The organism is Streptomyces sp. NPDC001532 (genome assembly GCF_040298625.1).
In the GTDB taxonomy this organism is placed as follows: Bacteria; Actinomycetota; Actinomycetes; order Streptomycetales; family Streptomycetaceae; genus Streptomyces.
On record NZ_JBEPAL010000005.1, the window covers coordinates 121,839 to 145,579 of the forward strand.

General features: G+C 71.1%; 27 protein-coding genes and 1 riboswitch. Of the genes, 1 reads left to right on the forward strand and 26 read right to left on the reverse strand.

Features of this window, described 5'->3' with window-relative positions; translation table 11 throughout:
* Positions 1 to 85 precede the first annotated feature (85 nt).
* The 10 genes from ABT232_RS07345 to rpsB all read right to left on the reverse strand — a co-directional run bounded on the left by ABT232_RS07345 (position 86) and on the right by rpsB (position 10,444).
* Entirely contained in the window at positions 86 to 1,114 is a 1,029-nt protein-coding gene (locus tag ABT232_RS07345) for an ABC transporter ATP-binding protein (RefSeq protein WP_351837149.1), read from the reverse strand.
* Positions 1,115 to 2,788: an ABC transporter permease gene (locus ABT232_RS07350; protein WP_351837152.1), complete on the reverse strand. Its 1,674-nt coding sequence runs from the start codon at positions 2,786 to 2,788 to the stop codon at positions 1,115 to 1,117.
* Positions 2,764 to 3,801 (reverse strand): thiamine ABC transporter substrate-binding protein, encoded by a 1,038-nt coding sequence (locus ABT232_RS07355; RefSeq protein ID WP_450871632.1) that lies wholly within the window; start codon positions 3,799 to 3,801, stop codon positions 2,764 to 2,766. The genes ABT232_RS07350 and ABT232_RS07355 overlap by 25 nt, the downstream gene beginning before the upstream one ends.
* A 124-nt stretch (positions 3,802 to 3,925) precedes the next feature.
* Positions 3,926 to 4,032: riboswitch (TPP riboswitch) on the reverse strand.
* 33 nt (positions 4,033 to 4,065) lie between these two features.
* On the reverse strand, positions 4,066 to 5,172 hold the full coding sequence (gene rlmN, locus ABT232_RS07360; protein ID WP_351837158.1) for a dual-specificity RNA methyltransferase RlmN: 1,107 nt from the start codon (positions 5,170 to 5,172) through the stop codon (positions 4,066 to 4,068).
* Between the two features lie 87 nt (positions 5,173 to 5,259).
* Positions 5,260 to 5,421: a hypothetical protein gene (locus tag ABT232_RS07365; RefSeq protein WP_351837160.1), complete on the reverse strand. Its 162-nt coding sequence runs from the start codon at positions 5,419 to 5,421 to the stop codon at positions 5,260 to 5,262.
* Between the two features lie 197 nt (positions 5,422 to 5,618).
* Positions 5,619 to 6,887 (reverse strand): phosphatidate cytidylyltransferase, encoded by a 1,269-nt coding sequence (locus ABT232_RS07370; RefSeq protein ID WP_351837163.1) that lies wholly within the window; start codon positions 6,885 to 6,887, stop codon positions 5,619 to 5,621.
* A complete protein-coding gene (gene frr / locus ABT232_RS07375) occupies positions 6,887 to 7,444 on the reverse strand; it encodes a ribosome recycling factor (RefSeq protein ID WP_351837165.1) in 558 nt (185 codons plus the stop codon). Before frr ends, ABT232_RS07370 begins: the two co-directional genes overlap by 1 nt.
* Before the next feature lie 142 nt (positions 7,445 to 7,586).
* A complete protein-coding gene (gene pyrH / locus ABT232_RS07380) occupies positions 7,587 to 8,345 on the reverse strand; it encodes a UMP kinase (protein ID WP_351837166.1) in 759 nt (252 codons plus the stop codon).
* 191 nt (positions 8,346 to 8,536) lie between these two features.
* The gene (gene tsf / locus ABT232_RS07385; RefSeq protein ID WP_351837169.1) at positions 8,537 to 9,373 is read right to left on the reverse strand and encodes a translation elongation factor Ts; all 837 of its coding nucleotides are present in this window, start codon (positions 9,371 to 9,373) and stop codon (positions 8,537 to 8,539) included.
* Between the two features lie 177 nt (positions 9,374 to 9,550).
* A complete protein-coding gene (rpsB, locus tag ABT232_RS07390) occupies positions 9,551 to 10,444 on the reverse strand; it encodes a 30S ribosomal protein S2 (protein ID WP_351837172.1) in 894 nt (297 codons plus the stop codon).
* A gap of 280 nt (positions 10,445 to 10,724) precedes the next feature.
* On the opposite strand from rpsB, the gene ABT232_RS07395 reads away from it, so the two are divergent.
* Positions 10,725 to 11,315: a murein hydrolase activator EnvC family protein gene (locus ABT232_RS07395; RefSeq protein ID WP_351837175.1), complete on the forward strand. Its 591-nt coding sequence runs from the start codon at positions 10,725 to 10,727 to the stop codon at positions 11,313 to 11,315.
* Between the two features lie 15 nt (positions 11,316 to 11,330).
* On the opposite strand, the gene ABT232_RS07400 is transcribed toward ABT232_RS07395, so the two are convergent.
* From ABT232_RS07400 to rpsP, 16 genes are all read right to left on the reverse strand, one after another.
* The gene (locus tag ABT232_RS07400) at positions 11,331 to 11,885 is read right to left on the reverse strand and encodes a TetR/AcrR family transcriptional regulator (protein WP_351837430.1); all 555 of its coding nucleotides are present in this window, start codon (positions 11,883 to 11,885) and stop codon (positions 11,331 to 11,333) included.
* Positions 11,886 to 11,956: 71 nt separating this feature from the next.
* Complete coding sequence (gene whiG, locus ABT232_RS07405; RefSeq protein ID WP_351837176.1) at positions 11,957 to 12,799, reverse strand: RNA polymerase sigma factor WhiG; 843 nt, start codon at positions 12,797 to 12,799, stop codon at positions 11,957 to 11,959.
* Between the two features lie 270 nt (positions 12,800 to 13,069).
* Positions 13,070 to 14,233, reverse strand: coding sequence for a DNA-processing protein DprA (gene dprA / locus ABT232_RS07410; RefSeq protein ID WP_351837178.1), 1,164 nt, complete (start codon positions 14,231 to 14,233; stop codon positions 13,070 to 13,072).
* Complete coding sequence (locus tag ABT232_RS07415; RefSeq protein WP_351837180.1) at positions 14,230 to 15,855, reverse strand: YifB family Mg chelatase-like AAA ATPase; 1,626 nt, start codon at positions 15,853 to 15,855, stop codon at positions 14,230 to 14,232. Before ABT232_RS07415 ends, dprA begins: the two co-directional genes overlap by 4 nt.
* A gap of 1 nt (position 15,856) precedes the next feature.
* Positions 15,857 to 16,312 carry a YraN family protein gene (locus tag ABT232_RS07420; RefSeq protein ID WP_450871627.1) on the reverse strand — a complete coding sequence of 152 codons (456 nt, stop codon included), beginning with the start codon at positions 16,310 to 16,312 and terminating at the stop codon, positions 15,857 to 15,859.
* Between the two features lie 58 nt (positions 16,313 to 16,370).
* Complete coding sequence (locus ABT232_RS07425; RefSeq protein WP_003965949.1) at positions 16,371 to 16,679, reverse strand: DUF2469 domain-containing protein; 309 nt, start codon at positions 16,677 to 16,679, stop codon at positions 16,371 to 16,373.
* A 56-nt stretch (positions 16,680 to 16,735) separates the two neighbouring features.
* Positions 16,736 to 17,221 (reverse strand): NUDIX hydrolase, encoded by a 486-nt coding sequence (locus ABT232_RS07430; protein ID WP_351837433.1) that lies wholly within the window; start codon positions 17,219 to 17,221, stop codon positions 16,736 to 16,738.
* Between the two features lie 175 nt (positions 17,222 to 17,396).
* Positions 17,397 to 18,161 carry a signal peptidase I gene (gene lepB, locus ABT232_RS07435; protein ID WP_351837186.1) on the reverse strand — a complete coding sequence of 255 codons (765 nt, stop codon included), beginning with the start codon at positions 18,159 to 18,161 and terminating at the stop codon, positions 17,397 to 17,399.
* Positions 18,162 to 18,252: 91 nt separating this feature from the next.
* Entirely contained in the window at positions 18,253 to 19,236 is a 984-nt protein-coding gene (gene lepB / locus ABT232_RS07440) for a signal peptidase I (RefSeq protein ID WP_351837189.1), read from the reverse strand.
* On the reverse strand, positions 19,124 to 20,263 hold the full coding sequence (lepB, locus tag ABT232_RS07445) for a signal peptidase I (RefSeq protein WP_351837192.1): 1,140 nt from the start codon (positions 20,261 to 20,263) through the stop codon (positions 19,124 to 19,126). The genes lepB (ABT232_RS07440) and lepB (ABT232_RS07445) overlap by 113 nt, the downstream gene beginning before the upstream one ends.
* Positions 20,256 to 20,972 (reverse strand): signal peptidase I, encoded by a 717-nt coding sequence (gene lepB, locus ABT232_RS07450; protein WP_351837195.1) that lies wholly within the window; start codon positions 20,970 to 20,972, stop codon positions 20,256 to 20,258. Before lepB (ABT232_RS07450) ends, lepB (ABT232_RS07445) begins: the two co-directional genes overlap by 8 nt.
* Positions 20,973 to 21,017: 45 nt before the next feature.
* Positions 21,018 to 21,368 (reverse strand): 50S ribosomal protein L19, encoded by a 351-nt coding sequence (gene rplS / locus ABT232_RS07455; protein ID WP_351837198.1) that lies wholly within the window; start codon positions 21,366 to 21,368, stop codon positions 21,018 to 21,020.
* 134 nt (positions 21,369 to 21,502) lie between these two features.
* Complete coding sequence (trmD, locus tag ABT232_RS07460; protein ID WP_351837200.1) at positions 21,503 to 22,336, reverse strand: tRNA (guanosine(37)-N1)-methyltransferase TrmD; 834 nt, start codon at positions 22,334 to 22,336, stop codon at positions 21,503 to 21,505.
* A 1-nt stretch (position 22,337) separates the two neighbouring features.
* Positions 22,338 to 22,892: a ribosome maturation factor RimM gene (gene rimM / locus ABT232_RS07465; protein ID WP_351837203.1), complete on the reverse strand. Its 555-nt coding sequence runs from the start codon at positions 22,890 to 22,892 to the stop codon at positions 22,338 to 22,340.
* A 108-nt stretch (positions 22,893 to 23,000) separates the two neighbouring features.
* Positions 23,001 to 23,240, reverse strand: a complete 240-nt coding sequence (locus ABT232_RS07470) for an RNA-binding protein (RefSeq protein WP_014176063.1) — start codon at positions 23,238 to 23,240, stop codon at positions 23,001 to 23,003.
* A gap of 2 nt (positions 23,241 to 23,242) precedes the next feature.
* The gene (gene rpsP / locus ABT232_RS07475; RefSeq protein ID WP_351837206.1) at positions 23,243 to 23,665 is read right to left on the reverse strand and encodes a 30S ribosomal protein S16; all 423 of its coding nucleotides are present in this window, start codon (positions 23,663 to 23,665) and stop codon (positions 23,243 to 23,245) included.
* Positions 23,666 to 23,741: the final 76 nt, after the last annotated feature.

Genomic DNA, 23,741 nt, shown 5'->3' on the forward strand with positions numbered 1-23,741 from the left:
CAACCGGCGTACCTGGTGGTCCGTTTCGGCACAGTAGCGGTCGTGTGCGAGTCGGCTCATGACGCGCACCCCACGACCGGCGTGATCAGTCGAGCACCACGATCTCGGCCGCGTCGAACTCCACGCCCACCGCGTCCCCCACCTCCGGCGCCGCCCGCAGCGCGCACGCGGCCTCCAGGCGCGGGGCGTCCTCGGGCTGGAGGTGCACGGCGACATGGGTGCCCCTGAAGGTGCGCCCGGCGACCGTGCAGCGCAGTCCCTCGTCGGCGGCGACCAGACGCACGCCAGCGGGCCGGACCAGCAGCGTGCGCGCGCCCTGCGCGGAGCCCTCCGGCACCGGCAGCTTGCCCCACGGAGTGGCGGCGGCCTCTCCGGCGACGGTGGCGTCGACCACGTTGTCGAAGCCGAGGAAGCGGGCCACGAACGCGTCCGCCGGCCGCTGCCACACCTCCAGCGGCGTCCCGGACTGGGCGATCCGCCCGTCCCGCATCACCACGACCCGGTCGGCCAGCGCGAACGCCTCGCCCTGGTCGTGGGTGACGGCGAGCACGGTCGTGCCCAGCCGGCCGAACAGCTCCCGCAGCTCCACCACCAGCCGCTCCCGCAGCGAACGGTCGAGCTGGCCGAGCGGCTCGTCCAGCATCAGCAGCCGCGGCCTCGGCGCGAGCGCGCGGGCCAGCGCGACCCGCTGCTGCTCGCCGCCGGAGAGCGCGGCCACCGCCCGCCGCCCGGCCCCGGGCAGTCCGACCAGCTCCAGCAGCTCCTCGACCCGCTCGGCCTGCCGGCCCCGGGACAGGCCGTGCATCCGCGGCCCGAAGGCCACGTTCCCGGCGACGTCCCGCTGCGGGAACAGCTGATGGTCCTGGAACATCAGGCCGACGCCCCGCTTGTGCGCGGGCACGCCCGCCTGGTCACGCCCGTCGAGCAGCACCCGCCCGGCGTCCAGCGGCTGGAGCCCGGCCACCGCCCGCAGCAGCGTGGACTTCCCGCTGCCGCTCGGCCCGAGCACACACACCACCTCGTGCTCGGCGACGCCCAGGTCGACGGCGTCCAGCACGGCCCGCCCGCCGAACCGCACGGTGGCGTTCTCCAGGCCCAGCAACTCGGTCGGCATCTAGAACTCCCCGGTCCGGTCGGTCCGCAGCCGCTCCAGCACCAGCAGCGCCACCGCGCACACCACCATCAGAATCGTCGACAGAGCCATCGCCTGCCCGTAGTTGAGGTCGCCGGGCCGCCCCAGCAGCCGGGCCACGGCGACCGGCAGGGTGGGGTTGTCGGGCCGGGCGATGAACACCGTCGCCCCGAACTCGCCGAGCGACACCGCGAACGCGAACCCGGCCGCGACCAGCAGCGCCCGCCGCACCATCGGCAGATCGACCTCCCGCCACACCCGCCACGGCGACGCCCCGAGCACCGCCGCGGCCTCCCGCAGCCGTACGTCGACGGCGCGCAGCACGGGCAGCATGGTCCGCACCACGAAGGGCACCCCGACCAGCGCCTGCGCCAGCGGCACCAGGATCCACGTGGCCCGCAGGTTCAGCGGCGGCTCGTCGAGCGCGATCAGGAAGCCGAAGCCGACGGTCACCGCGGAGACGCCGAGCGGCAGCATCAGCAGCGCGTCGAACCCGCGCACGAACCGGCCGGCGTCGCGCCGGGTGAGGGCCGCGGCGGCGAGGCCACCGATCAGTACGGCGATGGCGGTGGCGGCGAGGGCGTACTCCAGCGAGTTGCCGACCGCCTCGATCGGCGGGACCAGGAAGGTGCCGCCGTCGGCGCCGGTCAGCGCCTTGTAGTAGGCGAAGCCGGGAGCGTCCAGGGACCGCTGCACCAACACGGCCAGCGGCAGCAGCACCAGGACCACGACGGTCGCGAGCACCCCGGCCAGCAGGGCCCACTGCCCGGCCCCGCGCGGCCGGCGCGCGGTGACGGCCGCGTCCACCAGCCGCAGCGCGCTCTCCCGCCGCCGCACGGTCCAGGCGTGCACCGCGAGGATCGCGCCCACCGCGGCGAACTGCACCAGGGTGAGCACCGCGGCCGTGGACAGGTCGAATATCTCCGAGGTCTGCCGGTAGATCTCCACTTCGAGGGTGGAGAACGCCGGCCCGCCGAGGATCTGCACCACACCGAAGGAGGTGAAGGTGAACAGGAACACCATCAGCGCGGCGGCGGCCACGGCGGGCCCGAGCGCCGGCAGGGTGACCTGCCGCCAGGCCCGCAGCGGCGAGGCGCCGAGCATCCGCGCGGCCTCTGTCTGCCGTGGGTCCAGCTGCGCCCACAGCCCGCCGACCGTGCGGACGACGACGGCGTAGTTGAAGAAGACGTGCGCGAGCAGGATCGCCCACACCGTGGTGTCCAGCCGTACGCCCCACAGCTCGTCCAGCAGCCCGCCGCGCCCGAGCAGCGCCAGGAACGCCGTCCCGACCACGACCGTGGGCAGCACGAACGGCACCGTCACCACCGCGCGCAGCAGCTGCTTGCCAGGGAAGGCGAGCCGGGCGAAGACATAGGCGGCGGGCAGCGCCAGCAGCAGGGTGAGGGCGGTGGAGGCGAGCGCCTGCCAGGTGGTGAACCACAGCACGTGCCGGATGTCCGGCTGCGCGAGCACGTCCCCCAGCCGTCCGAGCCGCCAGGCCCCGTCGACGTTCAGACCGCGGGCGACGATCGCGGCGACGGGGTAGGCGAAGAAGACGGCGAAGAACGCGACGGGCAGGGCCATGAGCCCGAGCCGCGCCGCCGCGCCCTTCGCGCCGCCCTTGCGGGGGGCTACTTCAGTACGAGCGAGGTCCACGACTTGACCCAGTCGTCTCGGTTGTCGGCGATCTTCGCCGGGTCCATGGTCTGGGGGTCCTTCGCCTGCGGGCCGTACTTCACGAACTCCTCGGGCACCTGGGCGCCCTCCCGCACCGGGTAGACGAACATGTTCAGCGGCATGTCGTCCTGGAACTTCTTGGTGAGCAGGAAGTCCAGGAGGGCCTTGCCGCCCTCGGGGTTCTTCGCGTTGCTCAGCAGGCCGGCGTACTCGACCTGGCGGAAGCAGGTGCCGGTGGCGACGCCGGTCGGCGCGGTCTCGGGCCTGGGGTCGGCGTAGATCACCTCGGCGGGCGGCGAGGAGGCGTACGACACCACGAGCGGCCGGTCGGCGCCGGCCTTGCGGCCCCCGGCGGAGCCGGAGAACTCCTCGTTGTAGGCCTGCTCCCAGCCGTCGACCACCTTCACACCGTTGGCCTTCAGCTTCTTCCAGTAGTCCTGCCAGCCCTCGTCGCCGTACTTCGCGGCGGTGCCGAGCAGGAAGCCGAGGCCCGGCGAGGAGGTGGACGCGTTCTCGGTGACCAGCAGGTCCTTGTACTGCGGCTCGATCAGGTCATCGAGGGATTCGGGCGGGGTCAGCTTGTGCTCGCTGAAGTACGCCTTGTCGTAGTTGACGCAGATGTCGCCGGTGTCGACCGGCGTGACCCGGTGCTTCTCCTGGTCGACGCGGTACTCGGGAAGGATCAGGTCGGAGCCCTTCGCCTCGTACGACTGGAACAGGCCGTTGTCCAGGGCGCGGGACAGCAGGGTGTTGTCGACGCCGAAGAACACGTCGCCCTGCGGGTTGTCCTTGGTCAGGATCGCCTTGTTGACGGCCTGGCCGGCGTCGCCGTCCTCCAGGACCTTGACCTGGTACCCGGACTCCTTCTCGAAGGCGGCGAGAACGTCCTTCGAGACGGCCCACGAGTTGTGGCTGACGAGCGTGACGGTCTTGGAGCCGCCGCCGGACGCCTGGTCCGTGTCGGACGATCCGCACGCGGACAGGCCGACCATGCCGAGGCCCACGACCACGGCCGCGAACCGCTTGCTGGTGATGCTCACTGAATTCCTCCTGGGTGACCAGGAAGAGACGCGGCCCTGCCCGGGACTTCGAGGAGTCCCGGGCAGGGCGCAACAGCCAGAGTGATGACCGATCTCCCTACCCAGAATGACCTGGGCCAGGTTCGGAGGGTCTGCGGCCCGATGCCGCACTCTCAGCGCTGTGGCGCTCCCCTGTCGGAATATGAAGATGTGGTTGCCGTGCTTACGGCGGTCAGACTACCGCTCGGTGGCGGCGAGCTGACCACACGCCCCGTCGATCTCCTGACCACGGGTGTCCCGGATCGTCACCGGCACACCGTGCGCGGCGATGGCCTCCACGAACGCCTTCTCGTCCTCCGGGCGGGAGGCCGTCCACTTCGACCCGGGCGTCGGGTTCAGCGGGATGAGGTTGACATGCACGGGCTTGCCCTTGAGCAGCCGCCCGAGGCGGTCACCGCGCCAGGCCTGGTCGTTGATGTCCCGGATCAGCGCGTACTCGATGGACAGCCGGCGGCCGGACTTCTCCACGTAGTCGAACCCGGCGTCCAGGACCTCCCGCACCTTCCAGCGCGTGTTGACCGGGACGAGGGTGTCGCGCAGCTCGTCGTCGGGCGCGTGCAGCGAGATCGCGAGCCGGCACTTGAAGCCCTCGTCGGCGAACCGGTGGATCGCCGGGACCAGGCCCACCGTCGACACGGTGATACCGCGCTGCGACAGCCCGAGCCCGTCCGGAGCGGGGTCGGTGAGCGCCCGGATGGCGCCGACGACCCGCTTGTAGTTGGCCAGCGGCTCGCCCATCCCCATGAACACGATGTTCGACAGCCGCGCGGGCCCGCCGGGCACCTCACCGTCGCGCAGCGCCCGCATACCGTCCACGATCTGGTGCACGATCTCGGCGGTCGACAGATTCCGGTCCAGACCGGCCTGCCCCGTCGCGCAGAACGGGCAGTTCATCCCGCACCCGGCCTGCGAGCTGATGCACATGGTCACCCGGTCCGGGTAGCGCATGAGCACCGACTCCACCAGCGTCCCGTCGAACAGCCGCCACAGCGTCTTGCGGGTGTCGCCCTGGTCGGTCGACAGATGCCGTACGACGGTCATCAGCTCAGGGAACAGCGCCTCGCGCAGCCGGTCACGCGACCCGGCGGGAATGTCGGTCCACTGCTCCGGGTCGTGCGCGTACCGCGCGAAGTAGTGCTGCGAAAGCTGCTTGGCGCGAAACGGCTTCTCCCCGATCTCGGCGACCGCGGCCTTCCGCTCGGCGGGCGAGAGATCGGCAAGATGCCGCGGCGGCTTCTGAGCTCCGCGCGGCGCGACGAAAGTGAGTTCTCCGGGCTTGGGCATGGTGCTACCAGTGTCGCAGATCCATTTGGGTGGACCTGGCGGCTGCCGCCGGCCACGAAACCGTCGGTGACAGCCGGCACAGCCCCGCTAGCCGAGGCGCCTCTGGCGCACGTACCGGAGGATCACGAAGGCGATCGCGGCGAGCTGTGCGAAGACCCAGATGCCGATCTCCACCCCTCCCATGCCGCTGCCGAGCGCCACCAGCGCCAGCGCGAAGACGGCGATGATCAGCACAAGGCTGATGATCAAGCTACGCAAGGTCCTACCCCCACACTCGTGCAGACTCGTGGCCTGCGCCCCTGTGAGCATGATCGCAGGTGGTGATCGCCGCGTACAGATCTTGGTCGCCCGGCACGTCAGGGGGCCCGGGAGCGGGCGGAAGCCGGGACGGAAAGAGCCCCCGCCATGGAGAGGCGAGGGCTCCTCGGGTCTGTCGGTGCCGCCGGTCAGCCGCTGCCTACGAAGATCACCAGCAGCAGCCACACCACCGGCGCCGTCGGCAGCAGGGAGTCCAGTCGGTCCATGATGCCGCCGTGGCCCGGGAGCAAGGTGCCCATGTCCTTGATGCCGAGATCGCGCTTGATCATGGACTCGCCGAGGTCGCCGAGCGTGGCGCTGGCCGCGACCGCGAGACCGAGCAGCAGTCCCTGCCACCAGGTGCCGTCGTCGACCAGGTACTGCATGCACAGCGCGCCCACCACCATGGCGAACGCGACCGCTCCGAGCAGGCCCTCGCGGGTCTTGCCGGGGCTGATCCGCGGGGCCAGCTTGTGCTTGCCGAACCGCCAGCCGACGGCGTACGCGCCGGTGTCGCTGACGACGGTCAGCAGCAGGAACGTCAGCACCCGGTAGGGCCCGTCGTCGGCCGTCAGCAGCATCGCGACGAACGTGGCCAGGAACGGCACGTAGAACGCGGCGAAGACACCGGCCGTGACGTCCTTCAGGTAGCCCTCCGGCGGTTCCGTCATCCGCCAGACCAGTACCGCCAGCGCGGTGAGCGCCATCGCCACCCACGCGCCCTCGGCGCCCCGGACGTATCCGGCGACCACCATCGCCGCGCCGCCGACCGCGAGCGGCACCAGCGGCGCCCGGATGCCCTTGCGCTCCTCCAGCCGCTTGGTCAGCTCCCACAGCCCGACCACCACGGCGACCGCGACGACTCCGACGAACACGGCCTTGACGACGAAGAGCGAAGCGATGATCACCGCGCCGAGCCCGACGCCGACCCCTATCGCGGCACCGAGGTCCCGGCCCGCGCTCTTCTTCTGCGGCGCGGGGACCGGCTGCGGGGCGTCGTGCATGGGCTCCGGATTCTGCGGAGCCGCCCCGTGGGGCCGCGCCGCCGTGCTCTCGTCGCGGGACGTGCCGTCGCGGTACGCACCGTCGTGGTACGTGCCGTCGCGGTACGCCGCGTCGCCGTACGTCTCGCCGGGCGTCCGGCCGTACGGCTGCTGGTCGCGGAACGACTGGTCGCGGTACGTCTCGTCGGGGAACGTCTGGTCGTGGAACAAGGGACCGCTCAGCCGAGCGGCCCCCCGGTCGTCATCCTGGTTTCCGCCGTCTGCGGATACGCCGGGCACGATGGGCATGGGCCGAGTCTGCTGCGCGTCAAGCGCATCGTACGCGGGACCCGCCGGGGTGGCCCCCTGGACAGGTCCCTGGTCGGACGGCCCCCAGTACCCGGTCTGCGGCGCCCCCCAGGAAGAGTCGTTCATCAGACCTCGAGCAGTTCGGCTTCCTTGTGCTTCAGGAGCTCGTCCACCTGGGCGACGTACTTCGCGGTGGTGTCGTCGAGCTCCTTCTCCGCACGCCGGCCCTCGTCCTCGCCGATCTCGCCGTCCTTGATCAGCTTGTCGATGGCGTCCTTGGACTTGCGGCGCACCGAGCGGATCGAGATCTTGGCGTCCTCGCCCTTGCCCTTGGCGACCTTGATGTACTCGCGGCGGCGCTCCTCGGTCAGCTCCGGGAACACCACACGGATGATGTTGCCGTCGTTGCTCGGGTTGACGCCCAGGTCGGAGTCGCGGATCGCCTGCTCGATGTTGCGCAGCGCGCTCTTGTCGAACGGGGTCACCACCGCCATGCGCGGCTCCGGCACGGAGAACGAGGCCAGCTGGTTGATCGGCGTCGGTGCGCCGTAGTAGTCGGCCACGATCTTGTTGAACATCGCCGGGTGCGCACGGCCGGTGCGGATCGCGGCGAAGTCCTCCTTGGCGACCACGACGGCCTTCTCCATCTTCTCCTCGGCTTCGAGGAGGGTCTCTTCGATCACCACTTGCTCCTGCGTGTCTTGAGTAGGCCCGGCTGCGGTTCCCTGATGCGGTCGGCGGCCGGCTGCGTCGCGTCTTCTTCCTGCACGGTTCCCGACCGGCAGGACATTGTCCATCCCCCGGTCAGGGGCCGTGGTCCACAGGTCAGTCCCGGTTGTCCTGGTCGCCCACCAGCGTGCCGATCTTCTCACCCTTGACGGCCCGAGCGATATTGCCCTCGGCCAGAAGCTCGAAGACGAGGATCGGCAGCTTGTTGTCGCGGCACAGCGTGACGGCCGTGGCGTCGGCGACCTTCAGGTCGCGCGTGATGACCTCGCCGTAGCCGAGCGCGTCGAACTTCACGGCGTCGGGGTTGGTCTTCGGGTCGGAGTCGTAGACCCCGTCCACTCCGTTCTTGCCCATGAGGAGCGCCTCGGCGTCGATCTCCAGGGCGCGCTGGGCGGCGGTGGTGTCGGTGGAGAAGTACGGCATGCCCATACCGGCGCCGAAGATCACCACACGGCCCTTCTCCAGGTGGCGCACGGCGCGCAGCGGGATGTACGGCTCGGCGACCTGGCCCATGGTGATGGCGGTCTGGACCCGGCTGTCGATGCCCTCCTTCTCCAGGAAGTCCTGGAGGGCGAGGCAGTTCATCACGGTGCCGAGCATGCCCATGTAGTCGGAGCGGGCGCGGTCCATGCCGCGCTGCTGGAGTTCGGCGCCGCGGAAGAAGTTGCCGCCGCCGATGACGACCGCGATCTGCGAGCCGTCACGGACGACGGCCGCGATCTCGCGGGCGATCTTGTGCACCACGTCGGGGTCGACGCCCAGGCCCCCGCCACCGGAGAAGGCCTCTCCGGACAGCTTCAGCAGAAACCGGCCGGGCACTTTGCCGTCGTCGCTCTTCTGGGCCTTGGTGGTCATGGGGATCCCGCCTCTTTCACGTGTTGCACATACGAAGAAGGCCACTGCCGGTGGGGTGTCGTTCGCATCCCATGCGCGGCAATGGCCTCCTCGTCAGATCTGCTGTCGCCCGCCACACGTGTGTGCGTGGCGGCGTACGCAAACGACTGCACCCGACCCTATCGGCATCGAGTACCCGTTGCGGTACGGACTCAGATGCCGACCTTGATGCGCGAGAAGCGCTTCAGGGTGACACCGGCCTCGTCCAGAACCTTCTGGACCGACTTCTTGTTGTCGAGCGCGTACGGCTGGCCGAGCAGCGTGGCGTCCTTGAAGAAGCCGTTGACACGACCCTCGACGATCTTGGCGATCGCGGCCTCGGGCTTGCCCTCGGCGCGGGTGGTCTCCTCGGCGATGCGGCGCTCGGACTCGACGACCTCGGCCGGCACGTCCTCCTTGGAGAGGTACTTCGGCGCGAAGGCGGCGATGTGCTGGGCGATGCCCTTGGCGACCTCGGCGTTCGGCTTGTCCAGCTCGACGAGGACACCGATCTGCGGGGGCAGGTCGGGCATCGTGCGGTGCATGTAGGCAAGCACGAAGCCGTCGGCGAACTGCGCGAAGCGGTCCAGGACGATCTTCTCGCCCAGGTTGGCGTTGGCCTCGTCCACGAACGCCTGGACGGTCTTGCCGGCCTCGATCTCGGAGGCGAGCAGGGCCTCCAGGTCGGCCGGGGAGGTCGCGGCGACGTGCTCGGCGATGGCCTGAGCCGCGGCCTGGAACTTCTCACCCTTGGCGACGAAGTCCGTCTCGCACTTCAGCTCGACGAGGACACCGGAGGAGTTGTCGTCGGCGATGATCGAGACCACGGCGCCGTTCTCGGCGGAGCGGCCCTCGCGCTTGGCGACGCCCTTCTGGCCCTTGATACGCAGCGCCTCGACGGCCTTCTCGACGTTGCCCTCGGCCTCGTCCAGCGCCTTCTTGCAGTCCATCATGCCGGCGCCGGTGAGCTCGCGGAGCTTCTTGACGTCGGCGGCGGTGTAGTTCGCCATGAGTCTGTGAATCTTTCTCGAAGTCGGGAAGATCGGAGATCTGCACGGTCCACGACTCAGGGTATGGATCGCAGACGCTGCGCTGATCTACGGGTGAACGGCGGGAGCGGACTTCACCGCGCCGAAGGCGCGATGGGATGCAGTACCGCTCCCGCCGTCAACGGCTGACGCTGACGGTCAGGCCTGCTCGCCCTCGGCGGCCGGAGCCTCGGTGGCCGGGGCCTCCTCGGCCGGAGCCTCGGTGGCCGGAGCCTCGGCGGCGGGCGCCTCGGCGGTGGCCGGGGCCTCCTCGGCCTTCTTCTCGCCCTCGAGCAGGTCGCGCTCCCACTCGGCGAGCGGCTCGCCGGCGGCCTTGTCACCCTTGCCGGCCTCGGCCACGCCGGAGCGGGACATCAGGCCCTCGGCGACCGCGTCGGCGATCACACGGGTGAGCAGGGTGACGGAGCGGATCGCGTCGTCGTTGCCCGGGATCTTGTAGTCGACCTCGTCGGGGTCGCAGTTGGTGTCGAGGATGGCGACGACCGGGATGTTGAGCTTCCGGGCCTCGCCGACCGCGATGTGCTCCTTCTTGGTGTCCACGATCCAGACGGCGCTGGGCACCTTCTGCATCTCGCGGATACCACCGAGGGTCTTCTCCAGCTTGGCCTTCTCGCGCGAGAGCACGAGAAGCTCCTTCTTGGTCAGACCGGACGCGGCGACGTCCTCGAAGTCGATCTGCTCGAGCTCCTTGAGGCGCTGCAGACGCTTGTAGACGGTCGAGAAGTTGGTGAGCATGCCGCCCAGCCAGCGCTGGTTGACGTAGGGCATGCCGACGCGGGTGGCCTGCTCGGCGATGGCCTCCTGCGCCTGCTTCTTCGTGCCGACGAACATGACCGTGCCGCCGTGGGCGACGGTCTCCTTGACGAACTCGTAGGCGCGGTCGATGTACGACAGCGACTGGAGCAGGTCGATGATGTAGATGCCGTTGCGCTCCGTGAAGATGAAGCGCTTCATCTTCGGGTTCCAACGACGGGTCTGGTGACCGAAGTGGACGCCGCTCTCCAGCAGCTCCCGCATCGTGACGACGGCCATGGCCGTGTTCTCCTTGGTTCTCGGTTGTGCCGCGGATGCCGGACGGCTCCCGCGCCTGACGCCCCGGCGCGCCGTTGCCACTAAGGACCGAGGGGCGCTGACTCCGGGGCACCGGCTGGGCCGGCTCCCGATGTCGGGGCGTGCGAAGTCGACCCGGTGACCCGGATCGCCATCAGAAGTGTACGGGACCGGCGGAGTGCCGGGTGACGCCGCTGTCCACAACCGGGGAGCGGTCCACAGGCCGGGGCCTTGATCGGCGGGTTCGCGGGACGGTTGTCGCATGCGAGCGAAGCGATACGCCCCGGTGCGGCGATACGCCCATCTGCTGTACGTCCTGCCGGGCGCCGTCCTGTGCGCCGCGCTGCTGTGGCCGGCGTCGGCCGCCCCGGCGCCCCCGGACACCGAGGTGCCGGTGGTCGGCCGCAGCTGGCCGCTGGCGGGCCGCCCCGCGATGCTGCGGCCGTGGGACCCGCCGCCGACGCCGTACGCGCGGGGTCACCGCGGGGTCGATCTGGCGGCCCGCCCGGACGCCCCGGTCCTCGCCGTGGCACCCGGCCGTGTCTCCTACGCCGGGCGGGTGGCGGGCCGGGGCGTGGTCTCCGTGGAACTCGCCGGTACGGGCACACCACCCCTGCGGACGACCTACGAGCCGGTGCGCGCCGTGGTGCGGAAGGGGGACACGGTGGCGGCGGGCGCCGTCCTGGGCACGGTCGAACCGACCGGCTCCCACTGCCCGGCGACCTGCCTGCACTGGGGCCTGCGCCGCGGCACCGCATATCTCGACCCGCTGACGATCATGCCGCCGCTGCTGCTGAACGGCGGCCCGTCGGTGCTGCTGCCGGTACTGGGCGTACCGCTGCCCGGCCGGTGAGAGGACCGGGCGGCGTCAGCCCAGAACCCCCCGCAGGACCATCCGCACCGCCGCCTCGGCCACGACCTCCGGCTCCTCGGCGCCGAGCTCGATCCGCCGTACGGCCGCGTCCACGACGCCCTGGAGCATCATCGCCACCGGCCGTGGCTCGGCGTGTCCCAGCTCCCCCAGCGCCTCGACGATCATCGCGACGAGCGACCCGTGCGCCGCCCGGATCTTCTCCCGGGCCCCGGCGTCCAGTTCGCTCGCCGAGATCGCCACGACGGCCCGGTGCCGCCGGTCCCCGACGAGTGTCAGCTGCTGCCGCACATACGCCTCGACCTTGGCCTCCGGCCCTTCCACCGCGGCCATCGCCGCCTGGACCTCGGCGGCCCAGACGGGGAAGTCGACCTCGCACAGCTCCTCGACCACCGCGGCCCGCGACCGGAAGTACTCGTACACGGACGACCGCGCCAGCCCCGTCCGCTCGGCGAGGGCCGGGAAGGTCAACGCCTCCGTACCGCCCTCGGACAACAGCGAACGAGCCGCGTCCAGCAGGGCGGCTCGCTGCATCGACCGGTGCTCGGCCACGGAGGCCGCTCGAATCCTTGGCACGTCAACCACTCTACGGATCGACCACCCTCGGCGGGAGGGACCTCGCCTCACCGCCCGAACGCGGCCAGCTTCGCGCGCAGCTGGAGCACCGACTTGGTGTGGATCTGGCTGACCCGGCTCTCGGTCACGCCCAGCACGTTGCCGATCTCGGCGAGGGTCAGGCCCTCGTAGTAGTACAGCGTGACGACGGTCTTCTCGCGCTCCGGCAGCGTGTTGATCGCCCGCGCCAGGAACCGCCGCAGTTCCCGGTCCTCGGCGACCTCGACGGGATTGTCCGCGGCGGTGTCCTCCAGCGTGTCCATCACACTGAGCCCGTCCCCGCCCTCGCTGCCGACGTGCAGCAGTTCCTCCAGCGCCACCACGTTGGCCAGCGACAACTGGCTGAACACCGCGTGGAGTTCGTCCACCGCGATGCCCAGCTCGCCGGCCACCTCGCCCTCGGTGGGGGTGCGCCGCAGCCGCGCCTCCAGCGTGGCGTACGCGCGCTCCACGTTGCGCGCCTTCTGCCGTACGGAGCGCGGGATCCAGTCCAGCGCCCGCAGCTCGTCGATCATCGCGCCGCGGATCCTGGTGATCGCGTAGGTCTCGAACTTGATCTCCCGGTCGACGTCGAACTTCTCGATCGCGTCGATGAGCCCGAAGACGCCGGAGGACACGAAATCGGCCTGTTCCACGTTGGGCGGCAGCCCGACGCTGACCCGGCCGGCCACGTACTTGACGAGCGGGGAGTAGTGCAGAATCAGCTGCTCGCGCAGCCGGCCGTCACCCGTGGCCTTGTACGACCGCCAGAGCTCGTCGAGCGTGGAGGGAGCGGGCGGCCGCACGCCGCCACCGTCGCGGGCGGCTGGGGGGATCGCCGCCCGGTCGGACCCGGAGGTGTGCTGGGGCATTCGTCGCCTTGTGCCGTTCTGCCGTGAAGGGTGATACCTGGGGGAGCTGTCGCTCTGGGGTGGAGTTGCCTGACTGTGTGGGGATCCTCGTGAGCGTAGCGTGACTGGGCTGTCGCGGTGCGCGAACGTCGGAGCGCGCAGGGGGCGCAGATACGTTCCTGTACGCGCCCCTTCGCGGTACTGCGGTCGCGCTGTGTGACTACCGCGGTCCATCAACTCCGTGAATTCCCAAGCCTGTCGGGGTTCCCCCGGACGGCCGAACACGCTGGGTCAGCATGGACTTGGATCATGGCGAACGGAGATCATCGCCTGGCGTGTCAACTTCCAGCCGTCGTCGTGTCGTTCGACGTAACCAAGTGCTCGAAGCTCGTACAGCCTCGCGACGGCGTCGTCCTCGGACGTCTGCGCGCCCCGCGCGATCTCCCCCGGCCGGGCCGCACCGCGCCCGGGCAGCGCGGCCAGCACCCGCCGGGCACCGGGGGCCAGCAGGTCTCTCGGCAGCACCGGCCCGCGCCGGTCCGGGGCCAGCTCGCCCATGGCACCGACCAGCTCCACGACCTCCGCCGCGTCGGTGACCAGCACCGCGTCCCCGCGCAGCAGCTCGTGCACCCCGGCCGACAGCCCGCTGGTCGCCGGGCCGGGCACCCCCATGGTGTGCCGCCCGAGCCGCTGGGCCGCCCGCGCGGTGACGAGCGAGCCGCTGCGATGGGCGGCCTCGACGACCACGGTGCCCCGCGTCAGCGCGGCGATCACACGATTGCGCAGCACGAATCTGCTCGGCGTCGGATGGTCCCCGGGCGGCAGCTCGCCGATCACCAGTCCCTGTTCGGCGATTCTGTTGATCAGCTGGGTGTGGCCGCGCGGGTAGGGCCGGTCGACCCCGCAGGCGAGGACGGCGACGGTGGCCCCGCCCGCGCCGAGCGCGCCACGGTGCGCGGCCCCGTCGACGCCGTAGGCACCGCCGGAGACCACCACCCAGCCGCGCTCGGCGAGCCCGGCGGCGAGGTCGGCCGCCATATGGGCGCCGTACTCGGTGCAGGCCCGCACCCCGACGACGGCGACGGACCGCAGCGCCCACATCCGCAGACCGGCCCGCCCCCGCACCCACAGGCCCAGGGGCCGGGCGTCGCCGAGGTCGTCGAGCTGTCCGGGCCACTCCTCGTCGCCCGGGCTCACGAACCGCACTCCCGCGGCCCGCGCGACGGCGAGGTCCCGCTCGGGCTCGGCCCGCAGTGCCCGGGCCCGCAGCCCGTGCCACCGCCGCCCACTCACCCCGGGCGGCGGCCGCTCCTCCCGCAGCCGCCGCACGACCTCCCCGGTCCCGAGCTCGCGCACCCAGCGTCCGCCGATCTCGTCGCCGGGCTCGAAGACCCGGGTGAGCAGGACCCGGTCGAGCAGGACCCGGTCGGGCAGATCGGGGCTCTCGTCGCTCATGTCAGCGCCCCGATGGCCATCGGCACCCCGCGCGGGACGCCGGTGCGCAGCTGGAGCGCGAGGGCCACGTCGGTCGCTTCGGGCCGGTCGTGGCCCACCAGGTCGGCGACGGTCCAGGCGACGCGCAGCACCCGGTCGAGGCCGCGCGCGGTCAGCACCCCGCGCTCCAGGCTGCGCTCGGCCTCGTCCATGGCCCCGCTCGCCGCGTGCCAGCGGCTGCGCAGCTCCCGGCCGGGGACCTCGCTGTTGGTCCGCCAGGGCGTGCCCGCGAGCCGGGCCGACGCCCGCTCCCGCGCCGCCCGCACCCGGGCGGCGACCGTCGCCGTGTCGTCGCCGCGGGCGCCGCGGCCGGCCAGTTCGGCGCGGGAGACGCGGTCCACCTCGACCCGCAGGTCGACCCGGTCGAGCAGCGGCCCGGAGAGCCTGGCCTGGTAGCGGCGGATCGCCGACGGCGGGCACTCGCACAGGTCGTCCGTCCGCGAGAAGCGTCCGCAGGGGCAGGGGTTGGCCGCGAGCACCATGAGGAACTTCGCCGGGAACCGCACCACTCCCGCGCTGCGCGCGATGACGACGTGCCCCGCCTCCAGCGGCTGCCGCAGCGCGTCGAGGGCCTGGCCGCTGAACTCCGGTGTCTCGTCGAGGAAGAGCACGCCGCGATGGGAGAGCGAGACGGCACCGGGCCGTGCGATGCCCGGGCCGCCGCCGACCAGTGCCTGCATGGTGGCCGAGTGGTGCGGGGCGCAGTAGGGCGGGACGTCGACCAGGGGCTTGCCCGGCGGCAGCAGGCCCGCCACCGAGTGCACGGCCGTCACCTCCAGCGACTCCTGCCGGCCGAGCCGGGGCAGGATGCCGGGCAGCCGCTCCGCGAGCATCGTCTTGCCGGCTCCGGGCGGTCCCTCCAGGAACAGATGGTGGCCGCCCGCCGCCGCGACCTCCACCGCCGTACGCGCCGAGACCTGGCCCACCACGTCGGCGAGGTCGTGACCGTGGTCGTGCTGGGCGGCGCCCGCGGCGTGCATGCCGGTGGCGGCACCGGTGCCGGGGACGCGCAGTCCGGCGAGCAGCGGGTCGGGGCGGCCCAGCTCGTCCTGCTCCTCCTCGGGCACCGGCTCGTCGGCCAGGACGGCGATCAGCTGGCGCAGGCTGCGCACGCCGAGCACCGAGACCCCAGGGACCAGGGCCGCCTCGGCGGCCGCGCACTCCGGCACGACCACCTGCTCGTAGTCGGCCTCGGCCGCCGCCAGCACGGCGGGCAGGATGCCCCGTACCGGCCGCACCCGGCCGTCCAGGCCCAGCTCGCCGATCATCACGATGTCGGCGAGCACCCGCGGGTCGATGCGCTCGCAGGCGCCGAGCACCGCGCAGGCGACGGCCAGGTCGAAGCCACTGCCGGCCTTGGGGACGGAGGCCGGGCTGAGGCCGACGGTGAGCTTCTTCTGCGGCCACTCGCCGCCGGAGTTCACCACCGCCGCCCGCACCCGGTCCCGGCTCTCCGTCAGGCTCTTGTCCGGCAGCCCCACCAGGGTGAAGGCCGCGACGCCGGGTTCCAGATCGGCCTGCACCTCGACGACCACGCCCTCGACACCGACGAGGGCCACGGCACAGGTGCGCGCGAATCCCATCTCAGGCCACCCCCCGCGCGTGCTCCACCACAGGCGCGCCGCGGCTCGGCAGGACGACGCCGACCAGGTCGATACGGACCCCGCCGGGCGGTGCTCCCCCGTGTTCCTGGAGCCAGCGTTCCGCCAGCCGCCGCAGGCGGTCCGCCTTGACCGGCGTGATCGCCGCCATCGGGTGCTGGAACGGCCCGGCCCTGCGGGTCTTGACCTCGCAGACCACCAGGACGTCGCCGTCCCGCGCCACGATGTCGATCTCGCCGGTCCGGCCCGCGCGCCAGTTGCGCTCCAGGACCGTCATACCGGCCTCGGTCAGCCGTCGTGCGGCCAGATCCTCGCCGTACCTGCCGAGTGCGCTCCGCGCGAGATGTGCGCTCTGCGCCTGATGTGCGTCCCGTGCCCGATGTACGTCCTGTGCCAGATGTGCGTTCATGTCGGCACCACCTCCGGCGCCAACCGTCACGCATCCGCCACCAAGAAGTGGATCTTGGTGGACAACCCGGCGGTTGTGGATAAGGCGATCACCCGCCGGGCAGTTCCAGATCGCTCTTGTTCAGCTCCTCGATGTTCACGTCCTTGAACGTCAACACACGTACCTGCTTCACGAACCGGGCCGGCCGGTACATGTCCCAGACCCAGGCGTCCGCCATGGACACCTCGAAGAACACCTCACCCTGGACCGAGTGCACCTGCATCTCGTAGTCGTTGGTCAGATAGAAGCGCCGCTCGGTCTCGATCACATACTTGAACAGACCGACGACATCGCGGTACTCCCGATAGAGCTTGAGCTCCATCTCGGTCTCGTACTTCTCGAGGTCCTCGGCGCTCATGGCATGTTCCCCTTCAGCCGTGCGATCCCACCATTGTGCGCCAGTCCTGTGAGCCTCTAGACGATTTCCGTGTCAAGGATCTCCGGACGGGCGGGGGGACCCTCGTCGAGCAGCCTGCTCAGCAGCCCGGCGAGTCTGGTCGGATACACCGTCTCACGTGACCGGGTCAGTTCCTGACACGTCCACCACCGAGCTCCGACGACGCTGCGCCGCTCCAGCTCGGTCAGCCCCGTGGCCTCGGGCACCACCTCGGCCGTTCGGGCCGTCCGGGCCAGGTAGTACCACTCGTCCTGGTTCCAGCGGCGGCCCGCGAACGGGAAGGAGCACATCCGCCGCCACAGCACCGGCCCGAGCTCGACCTCCGTGATGCCCGTCTCCTCGGCGAGTTCCCGCAGCGCGGCCTGCGCGCGGGTCTCGTCGCCCTCGACACCACCGCCCGGGGTGAACCACCAGTCGTCCGCCGGATCGTCCGGTTCATGGCCGTGCAGCAGCAGAATGCGGTCCCGCGGGTCGAGCAGGACGACACGGGCCACCTTCCGCACCTCGCCACGCACCGCGTCCTCACCCGCACCCGAGCCCGCGCCGGCCTCGCAGCCGGCGTCCGCGCCAACGCCGTGACCACCGTCCCCGCCGACACCGTGACCACCGTCCGCGCCGACGCCGGAACCGCCGTCCGCGTCAGACGCCGCCACCGGCCCCGTCACCGGCTCCGCCGACTCAGTGGCCACCGGAGGTCCCCGTCCGCCCCCGCGAGCGTGCGGCCCGTTGCGCGATCGGCCCGTAGGCGGCCCCGCCGAGCACCAGGACGGCGCCCACGACCACCAGCGTTCCGATCGTCCGCAGCGGCCCCGGCTCGGACAGCCCGTCGCCCAGCGCCTCGAAACCGGTGGCCCGCGGCAGCATGCCGTCCATGGGCCAGACCACGGCGTCCACCCGCGCGGAGACCTTGTCGCGGGACACGCTGCCACTCGCGGCGTCCGTCAGATGGGCGGTGGAGTCCAGGGAGCCGTGCCGCTCGTCACCGAGCAGGAACAGCCGGCCCTCGGGCACGGTCACGGTCGGGAAGTCCGCCGCCTGCCCCTCGGGCAGATACGGTTCCTCGACCTCCTTGCCGTTGACCGTCAGCCGGCCCTCCTGGCAGCAGGTCACGGTGTCACCGCCGACCGCGACGACCCGCTTGACCATCGGCGCGTCACCCCAGGTGGGGTCCTTGAAGACGACGACGTCGCCGCGGCGCACGTCCGCGCCGTCCACGCGCTGGGCCAGTACCCGGTCGCCCGCGCCGATCGTCGGCGCCATCGAGGTGGTCGGCACGGTGTAGGGGCGATAGACCACCGCACCCCAGGCGAAGGAGCCCAGGAACAGCACAAGGCCCAGCGCGACCGCCAGCCCGGACAGTCGCTGTCCGGTCCGGCCGCCCGCCGGGCCGTTGCCTGTGCCCCCGCTCCGCGGGGCCGTACGTGTCGTGCTCTCGCCACCCATGGGTCCGCACCCTACCCGGCGGTACCCGCACCGGTCAGCCCTGCGGCTCCCGGTGCGCAGGCGAGGCCGGGGCCGCCGCCCCGGCCTCGGTTCAGCGGGTGTCGACGATCTTGAACCGCTTGCGGCGCCACAGCGCCACCGGCACCACGCCCGCCAGGACGAGCGCGTGCGGCGCGGCCGGCAGGGCCGCGGCGGCCGACGACTGCTCGTTCAGACCGGGCTGGTCGAAGGTGTCCGGCACCGGAAGGGTGCCCCAGCGGTTGATCGGCCAGGCCTTCACGACGGCCCGCCCGACGACCTCGTCCACCGGGACCATGCCCTGGTACTTGTCCGACTGGTTGTAGCGCGAGTCCCGTGAGTTCTGCCGGTGGTCGCCCATCACCCAGATGAAGCCCTCGGGCACCTTCACCTTGAACTGGCCGCCCTGGTCGTCCACGCTGCACGGCGTGTTGCCGGGATAGACGTACGGCTCGTTCAGCGCCTTGCCGTTGACCTTCAGCGGGCCGGTGCCCTTGCACTCGACCGTGTCGCCGCCGACCCCGATGACCCGCTTGATCAGGTCCTTCTCCTCGGCGGACGGCATCAGGCCGATCCAGCTGAGGAAGGTCTGCAGGGCGTTCGGGTCGGGCGTCGGCTCACCGATCAGCCACTTGTCCGGGTCGTGGAAGACGACGACCTCGCCGCGCTCCGGCTCGGAGCCGAACCATGGGGTCAGCTTGTCGACCAGGACCCGGTCGCCCTCCTGGAGGAGGTTCTGCATCGACTGGGAGGGGATCGAGAACGCCTGCACCAGAAACGTCTTGATCAGCAGCGCGAGCACGAGCGCGATACCGATCAGGATCGGCAGCTCCTTCCAGAAGGAGCGCTGCTTGCGCTGCTGTGCGGGGGCGGGGCCGTCCGGCCCCTGGTCCCCGGCCCGGTTCTGATCGTCCGTCACCCTGCCGTCCTCGGCCGCCGCTGTGTCACTCCCGGAGGTCCCGGCGCCGTCCACGGCCGGGTCGGCCGCTTCCACGGGGTGTCCGCGGTGCTCCTCGCCGTCGTGTCCGGACCGTGCGCCAACCGCCACATCCCCCACGCCAACTCCTAACTCTGTGCCGCTGCCTGCCCCGAAGACGGCGCAGGCCCACCACTCCCATAACGAGCGGGAGTTCCGCAGGGCTCGGGAGCTGCATCATTGCGTTCGGATCCGAAGCGTTCGGATCCAGGGGTCGCGGATCTGTCACGTTCGGAGCGTCGGAGGCAACCCTATGCGACTCCTGGGCGGCTGCGGCCGACCCTGAGGCCGGGTCGGACACGGTGGCGAAGGTTTTCGGTTCGTCGAGCGTGGTCCAGTGGTTGAACGGCCAGGCGATCACCATGGCCCGTCCCACCACCTCGTCCTCGGAGACCGTCCCGCCGTAGTCGGTGTCCTGGTGGACACGGGAGTCCGCGGAGTTGGCCCGGTGGTCGCCCATCACCCACAGCCGGCCCTCGGGGACGGTGACGTCGAACTCCTGGGTGGAGGGGGCGTTGCCGGGATACAGGTAGTCCCCCTCGTTCAGGGGAACGCCGTTGACGGTGACCCGGCCTTGCGTGTCACAGCACTTGACGCGGTCCCCGCCGACTCCGACGACCCGTTTGATGAGGTCCTTCTCGTTGTCGGAGGGCAGCAGGCCGATGAAGGTGAGCCCTTCCTTGACCTGCTTGACGACGACGGGGTCGTCCTTCTTCTGGGTGGTCTGCTCGTCCTTGAGCCAGCCGCCGGGGTCCTTGAAGACCACGACGTCGCCGCGCTGCGGCTCGGAGCCGAACCACGGCGTGAGCTTGTCGACCAGGACCCGGTCGCCGATCTGGATCGTCTGCTCCATGGAGCCCGACGGGATCACGAAGGCCTGCACCAGGAAGGTCTTCAGCACCAGGGCTATGAGGACGGCGACACCGACGAGGAGCGGTATCTCCTTGATCGCGGACCGGCGCCGGCGCCGCTTGACCTTGCGCTGGAGCTTGCGCCGCTCCGCGCGGGTGCGCCCGCCGGACGGGGTGGAGGCGCGCCGGGTCCCGGTGGGCAGCAGGTTGTCGGCGGGGTCGGCGGGGACCCCGCGCGGTTTGCCGCGGTTACCCATGGGCACCGTCCGCGGCGGGCACCCGCGCGTAGGCGTCGGGCCGGTGCAGACGGGTGAGGTGGCCGACGGGCCAGACGATCCAGTCGGCGCGGCCGATCACACCGTCGACGGGGATCATGCCGCCGCCGGGTGAGCCCAGGTGGTCGCGGGAGTCGCTGGAGGCGCTGCGGTGGTCGCCGAGGACGAAGAGGGTGCCGTCGGGCACGACGACCTCGAAGGGCACCGAGGACGCCCCGTCGCCGGGGTACAGGAAGGCCGACTCGTCGACCGACCGGCCGTTCACCCGCAGCCTCCCCTCCTTGTCGCAGCAGACCACGTGGTCTCCCCCCACGCCCACGACGCGCTTGATGTAGTCGGCGTCCCCGAAGTATCCGGTGCCGTCGAACACCACGACGTCCCCCCGCCGCGGCTCGGCTCCGAAACGGTACGCCAACTTATTTACGAGAACGCGGTCGCCGATCCTCAATCCGTCCTCCATGGATCCGCTGGGGATCTGGAAGGGCTGCAGCACCAGGGTGTTGAGCAGCAGCAGGAAGAGCAGGCAGACCAGCGCGGTGAGGGTGCCCCGTCCGCCCGGCAGCCAGTCGGCGATCCGCGACACCAACGCGAAACGCGACCGGTCCTCCGGCCCTTCGACGTCCGAGGTGTCCTCGGGGTCGCAAGGGCGGGAGGAGCGGTCGCGCTCCGTCGGCTGTGCTTCGGTGTCCATCGAGGCCAGATGCTATCCGGCCTCGCTCTGGACCCCGGCGCGACGTCAGCTGTCGCGCTTCTCCTTGATCTTCGCCGCCTTGCCGCGCAGCTCGCGCAGGTAGTACAGCTTGGCGCGGCGGACGTCACCGCGGGTGACCAGCTCGATCTTCTCCACGATCGGGGTGTGCACCGGGAAGGTGCGCTCGACGCCGACGGAGAAGGAGACCTTGCGGACCGTGAAGGTCTCGCGCACGCCGGAACCCTGGCGACGGATCACCACGCCCTTGAACTGCTGCACACGGGAGCGGTTGCCCTCGATGACACGGACGTGCACGTTGACGGTGTCACCCGGGCGGAAGGCCGGGACGTCGCTGCGCAGCGACGCGGCGTCGACGGTGTCGAGCAGGTGAGACATTTCGTCTGCTTTCTTCGCTGATGCCACAGGTCATCAACGGGATCTAGATGTTCTGGATGAGAGTCGTGCTCGTCGGAACGGGCGTCGTGTCCCCCTGTGGCAGGGGCGCACGCCGGACGGCGCACAACAGCGGTCTATTGTTCCACGCCGTCGGTCCTGCGCCAAAATCGACCGTGCCGCTCGCCCTCCGGGTCGGGCGCCCAGCCCAGGATGGAGAGCATCTCGCGGTCCTTCTTGTCGAAGGCCTTGGGGTCGCAGCGTTCGATGAGGTCGGGCCGGTGGGCGGTGGTGCGGCGCAGTGCCTCGTCCCGCCGCCAGCGGGCGATCTTGCCGTGGTGGCCGCTGAGCAGCACCTCCGGGATCCCGCGGCCGCGCCACTCCGGCGGCTTGGTGTAGACGGGCCCTTCCAGCAGGTTGGCCATGGCGCCGGGCGCGAAGGAGTCGTCCCGATGGGACTCGGCGTTGCCGAGGACGCCGGGCAGCAGCCGGGCCACGGCCTCGGTGATGACGAGGACGGCCGCCTCGCCGCCGGCGAGCACGTAGTCCCCGATGGACACCTCGTAGACCGGCATGCGGGTGGCGTACTCGTCGACGACCCGCCGGTCGATGCCCTCGTAGCGGGCCGGGGTGAAGATCAGCCAGGGGCGCTCGGAGAGCTCCACGGCCAGTTCCTGGGTGAAGGGGCGGCCGCTGGGGGTCGGGACGATGAGCGCGGGGCCGCGGGAGCCCGTCTCGTAGCCGTCGGCGAGCGCGGAGTCCAGGGCGTCGCCCCAGGGCTCGGTCTTCATGACCATGCCGGGGCCGCCGCCATAGGGCGTGTCGTCGACGGTGTTGTGGCGGTCGTACGTCCAGGTGCGCAGATCGTGCACGCGGACGTCCAGCTGGCCGCGCGCGCGTGCCTTGCCGACGAGGGAGACGTTCAGCGGGTCCAGGTACTCGGGGAAGATCGTGACGACGTCGAGCCGCATGTCAGTCCTCGTCCTCCGAGGCCTCGCGGCTGGAGGCGATCTCCGCGCGGTCGTCGATCAGGCCGGGCGGCGGGTCGATGACGGCCCGCTGCTCCTCCAGGTCGATCTCGGTGACGATCTCCTCGACGAACGGGATCATCACCTCGGTGCCGTCGGGGCGCTCGACGATGAAGAGGTCCTGGGACGGCAGGTGGGAGATCTCGGTGATCCGGCCGATCTCGGTGCCGTCCAGGGTGACCACGTCCAGGTCCATCAGCTGGTGGTCGTAGTACTCGTCCTCGCCCTCGGGCAGTTCGTCCGGGTCGATGTCGGCGATCAGCAGGGTGTTGCGCAGCGCCTCGGCGGCGGTGCGGTCGGTGACGCCCTCGAAGCGCAGCAGCAGCCGGCCGCTGTGGACGCGGCCGGTTGCGATGGTGAGGGGTCCCGTGGCGGCGGGATCGGTGGCGAGTACGGCTCCGGGGGCGAGCCGCAGTTCGGGCTCGTCGGTGCGGACCTCCACGGTGACCTCGCCCTTGATGCCGTGGGCACGGCCGATCCGTGCGACTACCAGCTGCACTGTGCTTGCTCTCCTGTCGGAACGACTGCGAGCCGAAGACGGCTCATACGACTGCGGGCCGGGGACGGCCCAGAGGCCCTCCCCGGCCCGAGCCGGTGCTGCGTTGCGTCAGCGGACTTGGTCCACGTCGACGAGGTCGACGCGGACACCGCGGCCGCCGATGGCGCCCACGACGGTACGCAGAGCACGTGCGGTGCGACCGTTGCGGCCGATCACCTTGCCGAGGTCGTCGGGGTGCACCCGGACCTCCAGCACGCGTCCGCGACGCAGGTTGCGCGAGGCGACCTGCACATCGTCAGGGTTGTCGACGATGCCCTTCACGAGGTGCTCGAGAGCCTCCTCGAGCATGATCAGGCCTCGGTCGACTCGGAGGACTCGGCCGCGGCCTCGTCCTTCTTCTCAGCCTTCTTCTTCTGGGTGATCGCCTCACCCTTGCCCTCGTCGTCGCCGCCCAGGGCCTCGAACGTCGGGCGCGCCTTCTTGGGCTCGGCCACGAGCAGCGGAGCCGGGGCGGGCTCGCCCTTGAACTTCTGCCAGTCGCCGGTCTTCTTCAGGATGGCGAGGACGGGCTCGGTCGGCTGCGCGCCGACACCCAGCCAGTACGCCACGCGGTCGGCGTCGACCTCGATGACCGACGGGTTGTACGTCGGGTGGTACTTGCCGATCTCCTCGATCGCACGGCCGTCACGGCGAGTGCGGGAGTCGGCGACGACGATGCGGTAGTGAGGCGAACGGATCTTGCCCAGACGCTTCAGCTTGATCTTGACTGCCACGGGAGTGGAATCTCCTGGATTGACGTGGTTGGGCACGGCGAGATTGCCGCGTGGGGTTGCGGTACCCGAGTGCCCG